16 protein-coding genes are annotated in these 14,395 nt (G+C 62.5%); 6 read left to right on the top strand and 10 right to left on the bottom strand.

Annotation, left to right across the window (positions count from 1 at the left end; all coding sequences use genetic code 11):
• Nucleotides 1-8 precede the first annotated feature (8 nt).
• The 4 genes from kdpB to AAGF34_RS10485 form a co-directional block, all read right to left on the bottom strand.
• Entirely contained in the window at nucleotides 9-2,084 is a 2,076-nt protein-coding gene (gene kdpB / locus AAGF34_RS10470; RefSeq protein ID WP_342620541.1) for a potassium-transporting ATPase subunit KdpB, read from the bottom strand.
• Between the two features lie 41 nt (nucleotides 2,085-2,125).
• Nucleotides 2,126-3,925 (bottom strand): potassium-transporting ATPase subunit KdpA, encoded by a 1,800-nt coding sequence (gene kdpA, locus AAGF34_RS10475; RefSeq protein WP_342620542.1) that lies wholly within the window; start codon nucleotides 3,923-3,925, stop codon nucleotides 2,126-2,128.
• Complete coding sequence (gene kdpF, locus AAGF34_RS10480; protein WP_342620543.1) at nucleotides 3,925-4,023, bottom strand: K(+)-transporting ATPase subunit F; 99 nt, start codon at nucleotides 4,021-4,023, stop codon at nucleotides 3,925-3,927. Before kdpF ends, kdpA begins: the two co-directional genes overlap by 1 nt.
• Nucleotides 4,024-4,231: 208 nt before the next feature.
• Nucleotides 4,232-5,935: a cation:proton antiporter gene (locus tag AAGF34_RS10485; protein ID WP_342620544.1), complete on the bottom strand. Its 1,704-nt coding sequence runs from the start codon at nucleotides 5,933-5,935 to the stop codon at nucleotides 4,232-4,234.
• A 208-nt stretch (nucleotides 5,936-6,143) separates the two neighbouring features.
• Between AAGF34_RS10485 and pal the strand changes: the two genes are divergently transcribed.
• The 5 genes from pal to AAGF34_RS10510 all read left to right on the top strand — a co-directional run bounded on the left by pal (nucleotide 6,144) and on the right by AAGF34_RS10510 (nucleotide 8,651).
• Nucleotides 6,144-6,695 carry a peptidoglycan-associated lipoprotein Pal gene (pal, locus tag AAGF34_RS10490; RefSeq protein WP_342620545.1) on the top strand — a complete coding sequence of 184 codons (552 nt, stop codon included), beginning with the start codon at nucleotides 6,144-6,146 and terminating at the stop codon, nucleotides 6,693-6,695.
• 7 nt (nucleotides 6,696-6,702) lie between these two features.
• Nucleotides 6,703-7,200 carry a MarR family transcriptional regulator gene (locus AAGF34_RS10495; protein ID WP_342620546.1) on the top strand — a complete coding sequence of 166 codons (498 nt, stop codon included), beginning with the start codon at nucleotides 6,703-6,705 and terminating at the stop codon, nucleotides 7,198-7,200.
• A gap of 9 nt (nucleotides 7,201-7,209) precedes the next feature.
• Nucleotides 7,210-7,644 carry an EamA family transporter gene (locus AAGF34_RS10500; protein WP_342620547.1) on the top strand — a complete coding sequence of 145 codons (435 nt, stop codon included), beginning with the start codon at nucleotides 7,210-7,212 and terminating at the stop codon, nucleotides 7,642-7,644.
• A 30-nt stretch (nucleotides 7,645-7,674) separates the two neighbouring features.
• Entirely contained in the window at nucleotides 7,675-8,175 is a 501-nt protein-coding gene (locus AAGF34_RS10505; protein ID WP_342620548.1) for a tetratricopeptide repeat protein, read from the top strand.
• A 92-nt stretch (nucleotides 8,176-8,267) separates the two neighbouring features.
• On the top strand, nucleotides 8,268-8,651 hold the full coding sequence (locus tag AAGF34_RS10510; protein ID WP_342620549.1) for a hypothetical protein: 384 nt from the start codon (nucleotides 8,268-8,270) through the stop codon (nucleotides 8,649-8,651).
• A gap of 32 nt (nucleotides 8,652-8,683) precedes the next feature.
• On the opposite strand, the gene AAGF34_RS10515 is transcribed toward AAGF34_RS10510, so the two are convergent.
• The 5 genes from AAGF34_RS10515 to AAGF34_RS10535 all read right to left on the bottom strand — a co-directional run bounded on the left by AAGF34_RS10515 (nucleotide 8,684) and on the right by AAGF34_RS10535 (nucleotide 12,125).
• The gene (locus AAGF34_RS10515; protein ID WP_342620550.1) at nucleotides 8,684-8,869 is read right to left on the bottom strand and encodes a hypothetical protein; all 186 of its coding nucleotides are present in this window, start codon (nucleotides 8,867-8,869) and stop codon (nucleotides 8,684-8,686) included.
• A gap of 115 nt (nucleotides 8,870-8,984) precedes the next feature.
• Entirely contained in the window at nucleotides 8,985-9,581 is a 597-nt protein-coding gene (locus tag AAGF34_RS10520; RefSeq protein WP_342620551.1) for a malonic semialdehyde reductase, read from the bottom strand.
• Nucleotides 9,582-9,611: 30 nt separating this feature from the next.
• Nucleotides 9,612-10,406, bottom strand: coding sequence for a MetQ/NlpA family ABC transporter substrate-binding protein (locus AAGF34_RS10525; RefSeq protein WP_342620552.1), 795 nt, complete (start codon nucleotides 10,404-10,406; stop codon nucleotides 9,612-9,614).
• A gap of 20 nt (nucleotides 10,407-10,426) precedes the next feature.
• The gene (locus AAGF34_RS10530; RefSeq protein WP_342620553.1) at nucleotides 10,427-11,092 is read right to left on the bottom strand and encodes a methionine ABC transporter permease; all 666 of its coding nucleotides are present in this window, start codon (nucleotides 11,090-11,092) and stop codon (nucleotides 10,427-10,429) included.
• Nucleotides 11,085-12,125, bottom strand: a complete 1,041-nt coding sequence (locus AAGF34_RS10535; protein WP_342620554.1) for a methionine ABC transporter ATP-binding protein — start codon at nucleotides 12,123-12,125, stop codon at nucleotides 11,085-11,087. Before AAGF34_RS10535 ends, AAGF34_RS10530 begins: the two co-directional genes overlap by 8 nt.
• Nucleotides 12,126-12,335: 210 nt before the next feature.
• Here AAGF34_RS10535 and AAGF34_RS10540 point away from each other — a divergent pair, with 210 nt between their 5' ends.
• Nucleotides 12,336-12,947, top strand: coding sequence for a DUF2799 domain-containing protein (locus AAGF34_RS10540; RefSeq protein WP_342620555.1), 612 nt, complete (start codon nucleotides 12,336-12,338; stop codon nucleotides 12,945-12,947).
• A gap of 6 nt (nucleotides 12,948-12,953) precedes the next feature.
• Here AAGF34_RS10540 and ccoG read toward each other — a convergent pair whose 3' ends face one another.
• Nucleotides 12,954-14,360 (bottom strand): cytochrome c oxidase accessory protein CcoG, encoded by a 1,407-nt coding sequence (gene ccoG / locus AAGF34_RS10545; protein WP_342620556.1) that lies wholly within the window; start codon nucleotides 14,358-14,360, stop codon nucleotides 12,954-12,956.
• Nucleotides 14,361-14,395: the final 35 nt, after the last annotated feature.

Raw genomic sequence — 14,395 nt, forward strand, 5'->3', positions numbered from 1 at the left:
CTCCAGAATCAGGCCAGGTTCATGGCAACCAACAACATGTCGATGGCCTTGATGCCGGCAAAGGGGACGATCAGCCCGCCCAGGCCGTAGATCAGCAGGTTGCGACGCAGCAGGGAGGCTGCACCCACCGGGCGGTACTTCACGCCCTTGAGCGCCAGCGGAATGAGCGCCACGATGATCAGCGCGTTGAAGATCACCGCGGACAGGATGGCCGAGGACGCGCTGCCCAGTCGCATCACGTTGAGGGCCGCGAGCTGCGGGTAGGTGGTGACGAAGATCGCCGGGATGATGGCGAAGTACTTGGCCACGTCATTGGCAATCGAGAAGGTGGTGAGCGAGCCGCGCGTCATCAGCAGCGCCTTGCCGGTCTCCACCACTTCCAGCAGCTTGGTCGGGTTGGAGTCCAGGTCCACCATGTTGGCGGCTTCCTTGGCGGCCTGCGTGCCGCTGTTCATGGCAACGGCCACGTCGGCCTGGGCCAGTGCGGGTGCGTCATTGGTGCCGTCGCCGGTCATGGCCACCAGACGACCTTCGGCCTGGTAACGGCGGATCAGCATCAGCTTGTCTTCCGGCGTGGCTTCGGCCAGGAAGTCGTCCACACCCGCTTCCGCCGCGATGGCCGAGGCGGTGAGCTTGTTGTCGCCGGTGATCATCACTGTGGTGATGCCCATGCGGCGCAGTTCGCCAAAGCGTTCCTTGATGCCGGTCTTGACGATGTCCTTGAGTTCCACGATGCCCAGCACCGTGCTGCCATCGGTCACCGCCAGGGGCGTGCTGCCGCGGCGGGACACGTCGTCGGCAGCGGCGATCACTTCCGCATGCATCAGGCCGCCCTGGGCCAGCAGGTATTTGCGCACCGCATCCACCGCGCCCTTGCGCAGCACGCGGGTGCTGCCGTCGGGCTGTGTAGCGTCCACGCCGCTCATGCGGGTCTGGGCAGTGAAGGGCACATCAATCACTGCGCCGGACAGGTCAGGCACCTTCACCGTGCGCTGTGCCAGAAGCACAATGCTGCGGCCTTCCGGGGTTTCGTCGGCAACGGACGACTGCGCGGCGCAGATGGCCAGTTGCTGCAGCGTCACGCCGGGTGCCGGGATGAACTTGGAAGCCTGGCGGTTGCCATGGGTGATGGTGCCGGTCTTGTCCAGCAGCAGCACGTCCACGTCGCCAGCAGCCTCCACCGCACGGCCCGAGGTGGCAATCACATTGGCCTGCATCATGCGGCTCATGCCGGCCACACCCACGGCGGACAAGAGGCCGCCAATGGTGGTGGGTATCAGGCACACCAGCAGCGCCACCAATGCGGTGATGCTCACCGCCGTGCCGGACTGCATGGCTTCCACGCTGAACAGCGAGTAGGGCAGCAGCGTGACCGTCACCACTAGGAACACAATGGTCAGCGCGATCAGCAAGATGGTGAGCGCGATTTCATTGGGCGTTTTCTGGCGCTTGGCGCCTTCGACCATGCTGATCATGCGGTCCAGGAACGACTCGCCGGGGTTCACGCCAATGCGCACCACCAGCCAGTCCGACAGCACACGGGTGCCGCCGGTGACCGAGGCAAAGTCGCCACCGGACTCTCGCACCACGGGGGCGGATTCGCCGGTGATGGCACTCTCATCCACCGTGGCCACGCCCTGGATGACTTCGCCATCCACGGGAATGATCTCGGTGGCTTCCACCAGCACCACATCGCCCTTGCGCAGGTTTTCTGCTTTTTCAGGCAGCCACGTGGAACCGTGCACCGGTTCCTTCAGCTTCTTGGCCCAGGTGCTTTGCTTGAGGCTGCGCAGCGACTCGGCTTGGGCCTTGCTACGGCCTTCTGCAATGGCTTCGGCGAAGTTGGCAAACAGCACGGTAAACCACAGCCAGACGGCAATGCTGAGGATGAACCAGGCCGGTGCCTCACCGTGGCCTTGCAGCGCCTGCAGGCCCAGCAGGGTGGTGAGGATGCTGCCGATGTAGACGACAAACATCACCGGGTTGCGCCACTGCACGGCAGGGCTCAGTTTGGTAAATGAGGCCTTGATGGCCGGGCCCACCAGGGCCGGGTCCAGAATGGTCAGGGAAGAGCGGGTATTCATGATGGGTTTCTCGAAAAGTGCTTTCACTTGGGGGGCTACGCTCAATGCGCGGGCCAGAGCATCAGGTGCTCCACCATGGGCCCCAGCGCCAGTGCCGGCACGTAGTTCAGCAGCCCCACCAGCAGCACCGTGCCAATCAGCAGCACCACAAACAGCGGGCCATGGGTAGGCAGCGTGCCAGCCGTCACCGGCAGGCGCTTTTTGGCGGCCAATGCACCGGCAATGGCCAGCACCGGAACGATCACGCCAAAGCGGCCCAACCACATCAGCAGGCCCAGCAGCACGTTGTAGAACGGTGTGTTGGCGGACAGACCGGCAAAGGCGCTGCCGTTGTTGTTGGCGGCGGAGGTAAAGGCATACAGGATCTCCGAGAAGCCGTGCGCACCGGGGTTGGCAATGCCGGCCTTGCCCGCATCGGCCATGACGGCAATGGCCGTACCCACCAGCACCAGAATCGGTGTCACCAGGATGGCCACCGAGGTGAGCTTCATCTCGTGCGACTCGATTTTCTTGCCCAGGTATTCGGGTGTGCGGCCAATCATCAGGCCGGCAATGAAGACGGCCAGGATGGCAAACACCAGCATGCCGTACAGGCCGGTGCCCACGCCACCGAACACCACTTCACCCAGCTGCATCATCACCATGGGCACCATGCCGCCCAGCGGGGTGAGCGAGTCGTGCATGCCGTTGACGGCACCACAGCTGGCGGCCGTGGTGATCACGGCAAACAGGCTGGTTGCGTTGATGCCAAAGCGGGTTTCCTTGCCTTCCATGTTGCCGCCGGATTGCAGGGCGCTGGCGCCCTGGTCCACACCCAAGGGTGTGAGCAAGGGGTTGCCGGTCTGCTCCGCCGGCATGATGGCAATCACCGCTACCACGAACATGAGGGTCATGGCGGCCAGCACGGCCCAGCCTTGGCGCTTGTCACCCACTTCGATGCCAAAGGAGAAGCACAGTGCCGCCGGGATCAGGAAGATCGACAGCATCTGCACGAAGTTGCTCAGCGCCGTGGGGTTCTCATAGGGGTGAGCCGAGTTGGCATTGAAGAAGCCGCCGCCATTGGTGCCCAGCATCTTGATGGCTTCCTGCGAGGCCACGGGTCCCATGGGCAGGGTCTGCTTGTCCGTCTCTGCATCTTCCATCACGGCTACGCCCTTGGCATCGAGCACCGGCTGACCGGCAGCGTCCACCTTGGGTTGCTGGAACTTGGTCACTTCCAGGGTGGTCACGTCCTTGTAGCCGTCAAAGTTCTGGATCACGCCCTGGCCGACCAGGAAGATGGCAAACACGAACGACAGCGGCAGCAGCAACCACAAGGTGACGCGGGTAATGTCCACCCAGAAGTTGCCGATGGCCGCGCTGGAGCGTGCAGCAAAGCCGCGCACCAGGGCAAACACCACGGCAATGCCGGTGGCCGCAGAGAAGAAGTTCTGCACGGCCAGGGCCAGCATCTGCGTGAGATAGCTCATGGTGGATTCACCGCTGTAGCCTTGCCAGTTGGTGTTGGACACAAAGCTGACGGCGGTGTTGAAGGCGGAGTCCGGCGACACTGCCGCCATGCCAGCCGGGTTCAACGGCAGTACCGCCTGCAGGCGTTGCAGGGCATACACGGCCAGCGCACCCAGGGCGTTGAAGGCCAGCAGCGCCAGTGCGTATTGCAGCCACTTCATGGTCTGCTCTGGCGATGTGCCAGCCAGGCGGTAGAGCGGTGCTTCCAGCGCATGCATCCAGCGTGGCAGACGGCCGGAACTGATACGCGCGATCCACATGCCCAATGGCCAGGCCAGGGCAAGCAGTACGACAAGGTAGAGGGCCAGCAGGCCCCAGGCAGAGGCAGTCATCAGAAGTCCTCCGCACAAAACAGCGCATAGACCAGATACACCAGGAGCAGCAGCGCGCACATGCCGCCGGCTCCATATAGGACGTGCAAGGTGTTCATGGTCGTGCACTCCCCGGTTTTTCCAGTTTCTTCAGACCCCAGGCCATCAGCACCATGGCAAGCCACAGCGCCAGACCTCCAGCAACAAACAGTGCGTCCATACGTTCTCTCCAAAAAGATGGAGTCAGTATGTTTTTTGCGGCGTAAAACTGCTGTTCAGATTGGCGAGGTGGGCGTAAAAAAAGCGTAAAAACGCCAAGCGCCGAGCCTAGTGGACCGGGCTTGCGTGGAAGCGGTCTAGCACGTGGCTGGTCATGCCCCGGGCCAGCTCCTCTTCGCCAAAGAAGACCGTGCCCACGTCCTCCTTGTGGAGCAGCAGGGACTCTTCTTCGCTGTGGGTGCGCACCACGATTTCAATGCCCGGATTGAGCAGCCGGGCCGTCTCGGCCATCTTGCGCACATGCAGTGCGTCGGGTGTGGCAATCACCAGCATGGCGGCCTTGGCAATGTGGGCCTGTATCAGCACGTCGGGCTCCGATGCATTGCCGGAAACGGCTGCCACACCGCTCTTGCGCAAGTCTTCCACCAGCTCACGGCTCTGCTCGGCCACCACATAGGGGATGCCGTTGGCCTCCAGCGCTTTGGCAATGCGCTTGCCCACGCGGCCAAAGCCGACCAATACGACCTGACCTTCCAGGTACTTGCGTTCGGTGCTCACGGGCAGCTCGGCATACGGGTCCTGGCGCTGCTCCAGTCTGCGCGCCAGATCGGACTTGGCCAGCACCCAGGTGCGCAAGGGTTCCACCGCGCGGAACAGGAAGGAGTTCAATGCAATGGAGATCACCACACCCGCCAGGATCAGGCTCATGCCCTCGGGTGGCAGCAAGCCCAGCGACAGCCCCAGCGTTGCCAGGATGATGGAGAACTCGCCGATCTGGCCCAGTCCTGCGGCGATGGTCAGCGCCGTGTTCAGCGGATAGCGAAAGACCAGCACCAGCCCCAGCGTCATCAGTGCATTGCTCAAAATGACAATGGCCACCACGCCCAGTACCCGCAGCGGCTCCTGCACCAGGATCAGCGGATTCACCAGCATACCCACCGACACGAAGAACAGCACCGAGAATGCGTCACGCAATGGCAGTGACTCTTCGGCTGCGCGGTGGCTGAACTCGGATTCGCGCATGACCGATCCGGCAAAGAAGGCCCCCAGGGCAAACGACACGCTGAACAGTGCCGACGCACCGTAGGCAATGCCAATGACCGTGGCAATGACCGAGAGCGTGAAGAGTTCCCGCGATCCCGTGCGGGCCACCAGCACAAACAGCCAGGGCAGCAAACGCCGCCCCACGATCAGCATCAGGGCGATGAAGGCTGAGACCTGCAGCAGGGTCTGGCCAATCGTCACCCACAAGGGCTTGATGGGGCCAGCCACAGCGGCCGGGCCCCCTAGCGCCGTGGCCAGGGGCGGCAGCAGCACCAGCACCATGACGGTGGCCAGGTCCTGCACCACCAGCCAGCCCATGGCAATGCGCCCGCTCATGGTGTTCATCTGACCGCGCGCCTCCAGCGACTTGAGCAACACCACTGTGCTGGCACAGGCCAGTGACAGTCCGAATATCAGCGCGCCGCCCACGCTCCAGTTCCAGTACCAGGCCATGGCCAATCCCAGCGCCGTGGTGACCGACATCTGGATGATGGCGCCGGGGATGGCGATGCGTTTGACCGCCAGCAGGTCGTCCGGCGCGAAATGCAGGCCCACACCGAACATCAGCAGCATGATGCCGATCTCCGAAAGTTGCGAGGCAATCTGCACATCGGCCACAAACCCCGGCGTTGCCGGACCAATGACCACGCCGGCCACCAGGTAACCCACCAGTGCAGGTACCTTGATGCGCTCAGCCACATAGCCCAGCGCCAGGGCAACGCAAAAGCCCGCAGTCAGTGTGGTGATCAGTGAAATGTTGTGATCCATGCGGTGTCCAGATGAACGTACGGGAGAAGGGGATTGCCCTTTTGTAACAGAACGAGACGGTCTACCCAGGCTTTGTAGGGGGATTTGCGTGCGCTTGATCCATGTTGTCACGCAATTTACATTTGTTCAAATATAATTGGCTTGACCCGCTCCACCACCAGTGTTTCGCTGTTTGTTGGCGTGAGAAGGCCTTTTCAGGAGAATCCGCATGAATCACTTCCGCTCATTTGCACTCGCAGCTTCGGTCACCGTTTTGCTGGCCGCCTGCAGCTCCACTCCCATCGCCAAGGTTGAGCCGGCGAGCCCGCCACCCGCAGTGACAACGCAGCCTCAGGCACCGGTTGCCTCCAAGGCTGAGCCCGTGGCGGCATCGACGGTGGCCTCCGTGGTGGTGCCCCCCTATCTGGACCCCAGCAACGCCCTGGCCAAGGACCGCAGTTTCTATTTCGACTTTGACGACTTCTCGGTCAAGCCCGAATACAGCCGCCAGCTCGAACTCCATGGCAAGTTCCTGGCAGGCAGCCCCAAGGTCTACATCCGCGTTGAAGGCAATGCCGACGAACGTGGCAGTTCCGAATACAACCTGGCGCTGGGGCAGAAACGCGCCGCAGCCGTGGTGACCGCATTGAAGGTCTATGGCGCCACGGATGCGCAGATGGAAGCCGTGAGCTGGGGCCGTGAAAAGCCCCAGGCCCTGGGCCATGACGAAGCTTCCTGGGCGCAGAACCGCCGCGTCGATCTGGTCTATCCCACCAAGTAGGCCACAGGTGGCACCGCTTGTGGCGGTGAAGAAGGTCACGCGTGAAGAGGTCACCCCTGCCAAGGTGGTGCGACGCTTCCGCGTGATTTTCAACGCCGTGCGAACCCATTTTCGGCAACTGGAAAAAGAGGTGGGATTGGGCGGAGCCCAGGTCTGGGCATTGAGCATCATTGCGGACCATCCCGGCATCGGCATGGGCGACATTGCAGAGGCCATGGACATCCACCAATCCACTGCCAGCAATCTGGTGAAGGCGCTGCAGAAAAAAGACCTGATTGCCGTGGACAAATCACTGGAAGACAGGCGCAGTGTGTGCATCAAGCTGTTGCCCTCAGGCCGCAAGCTGCTTGCCAAGGTGCAGGGGCCGTTTTCCGGCGTATTGCCAACCGCACTCGAAGAACTGGACCCCGCCATTCTCAAACGCCTGGACAAGGATCTGGATGCCCTGATCCGCGCCTTGCATGCGGACGAGTCCGCTGCTGAAATACCATTGGCCAATTTGTAAAGGCCGCACATGACCAATTCCTCACCCTGGTTTTTCTGGGCAGTCCTCTCCGCCGTCTTTGCTGCGCTGACTGCCATCTTTGCCAAGATCGGCATACAGGGTGTGGATTCGGATCTGGCTACGCTGGTGCGTACCGGCATCATCATCGTGGTGCTCAGTGCCTTTGTGTGGTCCACGGGAAAATGGTCCAACCCGTTCGAGCTGCCTGCACGCACCTGGCTCTTTCTCGGACTCTCCGGTCTGGCGACCGGTGCATCGTGGGTTTGCTATTTCCGCGCCTTGCAGGTGGGTGAGGCCTCCAAGGTTGCGCCGGTGGACAAGCTCAGTCTGGTTCTGGTTGCCTTGTTTGCCTTTGCCTTTCTGGGCGAGCGTCCCTCGCTGAGGGAGTGGTCCGGCATTGCGATGGTGGCAGGCGGCGTGCTGGTATTGGCCCTCAAGCGTTGATGCAGTCGCATCGCCAGCAGGTTTAGGACCATGATGGCTTCTGCATTGCGCTTGCGCCTGATACTGGCTGCAGTCCTGTGGTGCACAGTGTGCGGCGTCGGCCGCGCCGACGCCTTGGCCGACGCCCTGCAGGTACGCAGCAGCGGCGATTACGCGGCAGCGGCCCAACAGTTCAGGCAACTCGCTGCTGCCGGCAATGCATCTGCAGCGTTCCAGCTGAGCCTGCTCTATGCCAGCGGGCAGGGGGTCAAGGCAGATGCACGGGAATCGGTGCGCTGGCTCAAGATGGCGGCCGTCGGCGGTGATGCGCAGGCTCAGATCAACCTGGGTGTGGCTTATGCCAAAGGCCGGGGTGTGCCGCAGGACGACGGCAAAGCATACGTGTGGTTCTCGAAGGCAGCGGGGTCCGGCGATTCGGTTGCGCTAACCAATCGCGATATCGCTGCGCGCAGGTTGTCGACCATGCAGTTGAATCAGGCCAATGAACTGTTGGTGCAGTGCCAGGGCCCGCATCTCGACGCCTGTCTATAGAACCACAGCAGTTCCGATGGCCTTTGCAAATGGAAGGTAAAGGTCTGCAAACCCGTTGGAAGCCACCGGTAGCTCAGGCAAACTGCACGGCTATGCAAAACGTCACCAGTGCCGAGAAGCCGCGCAGTGTCCAATTGGCAGTCCTGCTGATCTGGGTCAGCATAGCCGTGGACGCTCTGACGACCCTGTTGGGCAATGACGGCCTTACTGGCGATACCCTGCTGTTCAATGGTGTCATGCTGGCGGTCTACGGTGTGGTGAATCTCATGATCGCCAGCGGACGAAACTGGGCGCGCATCGTCTACTCGGTGCTGGTCGCCTGTGAAGTGGCACTGCTGCTGGCCTTTGGCCTGGATGGCGCATCCGATCTGGATGTGCTGGTGACTTCCTTCACGCTGCCTCTGGAGGCATGGAGCCTGATTATGCTGTTCGGCGCCAGTGCCGACAAATGGTTTGCCGCCCCGGCCGCCGAATGACTTGAGCGGCAACCGGGGTGAGGCAGCCTCGCTCAGGCGAAGGTGTTGACGTTGTTGCCCAGGGTGTCGGTGGGTTTGCTCACTGCCGGTGCAGGCGCGGCTGGAGCATTGGCGGCAGCGCTCTTGCTGCCGTCTTTGTCACCATCCGAGTCCGTTCCGCCTACGCGCGCAGGTGTTTGGGGAATGGGTGATGCGGCTACGCCGGAAATTGCGGTCATGGAGATCCTTTGTGGTTGATGCCTTTCTATCGACCACAAGCGCCTGGAACTTCACTGTTCATTGCGGAGCCTTAAGAAAGCGGTAAGAAGTCGGCCAGGATCACTATGGAACGCACTACAGAATCTGCGCCACCTCTTCAAAACCAAGCCGCAGGTTGCGCGGTCGTATCCCCTTGGGGTCAGACACGCCCAGATTGACCAGGAAGTTGGCTGCATAGCGACCGTCGGGGAAGAATTCCTTGTTGACCAGTTCGGCATTGAAGCCCGACTGCGGGCCGGCCTCCAGCCCGAGCGCGCGTGCGGCCAGTATCAGGTAGGCGCCTTGCAGACTGCTGTTGCGAAACGCAGTCTGTTCGGCCAGTGCCGCATTTGCCTCGAACAGCGGCTTGGCGTTGTAGGCCGGAAACTGGGTGGGCAAGTTCTCGTAGAAGCGCTTGTCCTGCGCCACGATCACGGTCACTGAGGCTGCCAGCGTCTGCGCCACATTGCCGGACGACAGCGCAGGCTTGAGCCGCTCCTTGGCCTCGGCGCTTCGCACGAACACATAGCGTGCGGGCTGTGCGTTGAAGGCGGTGGGTCCCCATTTGAGCAGGTCGTACAGCGCGTGCAGAGTTTCGTCCGATACGGGCACGGGCTGGAATCCGTTGACCGTGCGGGCGTTGGTGAAGAGCTGCTTCAACGCAGCATCTGGAAGCGCTTGAAGTTGTGTCATGGTGGTGGGCCCAGGTGATGTTGACGAATTTCAGAAACCGGCCAGGACGGCGCCCTTGAACTCGGTCTGCAGATACTTGCGGATTTCCTCGGACTGGTAGGCCTTCACGATCTTTGCGACCCAGGGCTTGTCCTTGTCCTGTTCGCGCACAGCGATCAGGTTCACATAGGGGCTCTTGGGGCTTTCCTGCGCGATGGCATCGCGACCGGGTTGCAGACCGGCCGACAGGGCGTAGTTGGTGTTGATGGCCGCTGCATCCAGGTCATCCAACGAACGCGGCAGCTGGGCAGCGTCAAGTTCTACGAACTTGAGCTTCTTGGGGTTTTCAATCGCGTCCAGGGGCGTGGCCTTGAGGCCTGCTTCGGGCTTGACCTTGATGAGGCCCTTGTCCTGCAGCACCAGCAGCACGCGGCCACCGTTGGTGGGGTCATTGGGAATGCCGAAGCGGGCACCTTCCTTCAATTCAGCCAGGCTCTTGACCTTCTTGGAGTACAGGCCGATGGGGAAGTTGACGGTGTAGCCCACGTTCACAAACCTGTAGCCGCGGTCCTTGATCTGCTGGTCCAGGAATGGCTTGTGCTGGTAGCTGTTGGCATCCAGGTCACCTGCGGCCAGGGCGGCATTGGGCTGGATGTAGTCGGTGAACTCCACGATCTGGATCTTCAGACCGTCCTTTTCCAGAATCTTTTTCACCTGTTCAAAAATCTGCGCGTGCGGTCCCGCCGTCACACCGATCTTGAGGGGCTTGTCCTGCGCCCACACCGGCAGCAAGGCGGCAGCCACGACGGCGGTTGCAACTGACTTCAAAAGAAAACGCTTGTTCATGAAAACTCCGTGAAAAAAATCTACTTGTGGCTGAGGCTGCGCACCAGCCGGTCACCTGCGCTCTGCAGCGCCTGTACGAAAAGAATGAGTACCAGCACCACGGCCAACATCACTTCGGGCAGAAAGCGCTGGTAGCCGTAGCGGATGCCCAGGTCGCCCAGGCCACCGCCGCCAATGGCACCGGCCATGGCCGAGTAGCCGGTCAGGCTGACCAGGGTGATGGTGATGGCCGCCACAATGCCCGGGGCCGCTTCGGGCAGCAGCACCTTGAAGATGATCTGCCGGGTGCTGGCGCCCATGGCCTGCGCGGCTTCCACCAAACCATGGTCCACTTCGCGCAGCGCCGACTCCACCAGCCGCGCCACAAAGGGCGCTGCGGCCAGGGTGAGCGGCACCACGGCAGCAGCCGTGCCGATGGAAGAGCCCGTGATGAAGCGCGTGAGCGGTATCACCGCCACCAGCAGGATGATGAAGGGCGTGGAGCGTATGGCATTGACGATGGTTCCCACCACGCGGTTCACCGCCGGGTTTTGCAGCAATGCGCCTGGGTTGGTCAGGTGCAGATACACGCCCAGCGGAATGCCGATGAGCGAACCCACTACGCCGGAGATGCCCACCATCACGGCGGTCTCCCACAGCGAGGAGGCAAACAGGGTGAGCAGCTCGGTGCTGAAGGTCTCAAGCATGCGACACCTCCTGCACCAGCACGCCGGCGCCGCGCAAGTGGGCAATGGCGGCACTGACCGAACCCGATGCGCCCCGTGCCAGCACAGCCAGCGTGCCAAAGGGCTGACCCTGCACCTCATCGATCTGGCCGTGCAGCACGTTCAGGTCCAGGCCGAAGCGGCGGATCACATCTGAAAGCAGTGGTTGGTCGGATTCCGCACCGGCAAACACCAGGCGCAGCAGGCTGGCGGAGGGCGCATGCGCCGCACCCAGCAGCGCGCGCACGCGCTCCAGCACCGACTCCGGCAGGGCCTGCGGCACCACGTCATCAAGCAGGCTGCGGGTGATGGCATGGGCCGGGCGGCTGAATACCTGCAGCGTGGGCCCTTCTTCAACAATGCGCCCGGCATCCAGCACCGCGACCGCATCGGCCACCTGCTTGATGACCTGCATCTCGTGGGTGATCAGCACGATGGTGAGGTTCAGCTCACGCCGGATCTCGCGAAACAATGCCAGGATGGAGCGCGTGGTCTCCGGGTCGAGCGAAGAGGTGGCTTCGTCAGACAGCAGCACTTGAGGGTTGCTGGCGAGTGCGCGGGCAATGCCGACGCGCTGCTTCTGGCCGCCGCTGATCTGTGCCGGGTAGCGGTCGCGCTGGCCGTGCAAGCCCACCAGCTCCAAGAGGGGTTCCACCCGCTGCACGATGTGCGCGCGGCGCATGCCTTGCAGTTCGAGTGGCAGGGCCACGTTGTCCAGCACGGTGCGTGAGGACAGCAAGTTGAAGTGCTGGAACACCATGCCGATGTTCTGGCGCGCCAGGCGCAGGGCCTGGGCATCCAGTGTCGTCAGGTCCTGGCCGTCCACCACCACGCGTCCGCTCTGGGGACGGTTGAGTAGGTTGATGGTGCGTATCAGGGAGCTCTTGCCCGCGCCACTGCGTCCGATGATTCCAGTGATGCTGCCGCGCGGCACGTGCAGGGTGATGTTGCGCAGCGCCTCGACCGGGCCTTGGCGGCCATGGTAGGTCTGGGTAATGGAGTCGAGTTCAATCATGTGCAATGTGCCAGACGCCGCAAATGGCTGACAGCGCCTGGAGAGATGTCTGCATTCTGGAAGGGGCGTGCTCCGCTGGGAACGACCAAATCTGCAGTTCGTAATTACCTTTTCAGATATTCAGCCGGGTTTGTTCTGCGCTTAGTGACAATGCAGCACTGCGGTGTAGAGTGCGGCAGTGGCAGCAATAACTGGTGGGGAGCGGTTGCAATGTTCTTGAGAGTGGGCAAGCGGTTGGTGGTGGCGGGATGGGTGGTGCTGCAGGTGTCGTGCGCCACCATGTCGCCCGAGGAATGCAAGCTGGCGCGCTGGAATGAGGTGGGCCAGCGCGATGGACTTCGGGGCGCGCCGCTGTCGGTGCTGGGCGACCGTTTGGAGGACTGTGCCAAGGTGAATGTGGTGGTGGATACGCAGGCCTACAGTCAGGGCCGCGACCTGGGCCTGCAGAGTTACTGCCGCATCGAAAACGCCGTGCCGCTGGGCTTGAGCGGCGGCAGCTACGCGGGTGTCTGTCCTCCGGCCATCGACGTGGTGTTCCAGCAGCGCTACCAGGTGGCCCACGCGGTGTATGCCTTGCGCAATGAAGTCAAGAACCTGGACGATCGCACCGAGTCGCTGGAGCGCCAACTGCGTGACATCAACCGCAGCGAAGACGAACGGCTGCGCGGCGCTGGGTCCGACGCCGAGCGCAGCAAGATCCACAAGGACATCGACAGCCAGCGCCAGAACATCCGCAACGAGCTGGCAGAAACCGACCGGCGCCTGCACAGAAGGCGTGACGACTTGCGCAACGCAGAATTTGACTTGAGCAACCTGCGTTAGCGCCGTTCAGCGCGGCACTAGAAACCTGCTGCGCTCGGATACTTCTGTCGCTACGTCCGCGTCACCCACGGGGCGGATGTGAAACTGGATGGCAATGCTCTGCCCCGCGAGGGCTTCGGCCTGCGCCGCCGGCAACCGTACGGCAATCGGCAGCGTGCGCTCTTCGGTGGAGGCCAGCTCCAGCTCCGCCGGGCCCACAGTGCCAAGGCCGTCGACTTGATCACTGGAGACGCTGATGCGGTAGCGCTGGGCATGCTCCAGCGCATGCATGACCTGCAGCCGGTAGACGTTTTCAATGGCGCCTTGCTCCACCATGCGGGCCATCACGCCACGGTCACGGATGACGTTGACGCGCAGCGGGTTGTGCACGGCCAGGCCGGCAACCAGGCCCAGGACGAGTGCCTGCAACAGGCCGCCGTACACCAGCACACGCGGCCGGCGCAGGTGGTGCACCCAGGGCAGCCCGGTTCGGTTTGAGTCCATGGCGTTCTGCGTGGCATAGCGCACCAGGCCGCGGGGGGCACCGATCTTGTCCATCACGTCGTCGCAGGCGTCGATGCAGGCCGCGCAACCAATGCAGTTGCTCTGCAGCCCGTCGCGGATGTCGATGCCCGTAGGGCAGACCTGCACGCACATCGTGCAGTTGATGCAATCGCCCAGACCCTTCGCCTGTGCCTCGGTGCCACGTGCCCGGGAGCCACGGGGTTCGCCGCGGCGGCTGTCGTAGCCGATGATGAGTGTGTCCCGGTCAAACATGGCGCTCTGGAAGCGCGCATAGGGGCACATATGCTTGCAGACCTGTTCGCGCAGGTAACCGGCATTGCCGTAGGTTGCCAGGCCATAGAAGCCGACCCAAAAAGTTTCCCACGGCCCCCAGCCGGCCTGCAGTGCCTCAATGGCCAGCGTGCGTGCCGGCGTGAAATAGGCCACAAAGGTGAAGCCGGTCCACAGGCTCAGGGTGATCCAGCTCACCTGCGTGCCCGCCTTGCGGGCCAGTTTGGCAAGCGACCAAGGCGATGCGTCCAGTCGCATGCGGGCACTGCGGTCGCCTTCGAACTGCTGCTCCAGCCACATGAAGAGCTTGGTGTACACCGTCTGCGGGCAGGCAAAACCGCACCAGATGCGGCCCGCCAGCGTGGTCACGAAAAACAGGCCCAGCGCCGAGATGATCAGCAGCAGGGTCAGGTAGATGAAATCCTGCGGATACAGCACCAGGTTGAAGAGGTAGAAGCGCCTGGCATCCAGGTCGAACAGCACCGCTTGGCGCCCGTTCCACAGCAGCCAGGGCGTGGCGTAGAACACCAGCTGCGTGAGCCACACCATGAGCCAGCGCAGGCGGGCAAAACGGCCGCTGGAAGAGCGGGTGTAGATCTTGATTTCGGCGTAGGGTCGGGCGGTGGTGGACGATGGCATGGTGCAATCCTGGTCGTTGCACCGACTATGCCGCG

The sequence above is a fragment of the Rhodoferax sp. GW822-FHT02A01 genome (genome assembly GCF_038784515.1).
Taxonomy (GTDB): domain Bacteria; phylum Pseudomonadota; class Gammaproteobacteria; order Burkholderiales; family Burkholderiaceae_C; genus Allorhodoferax.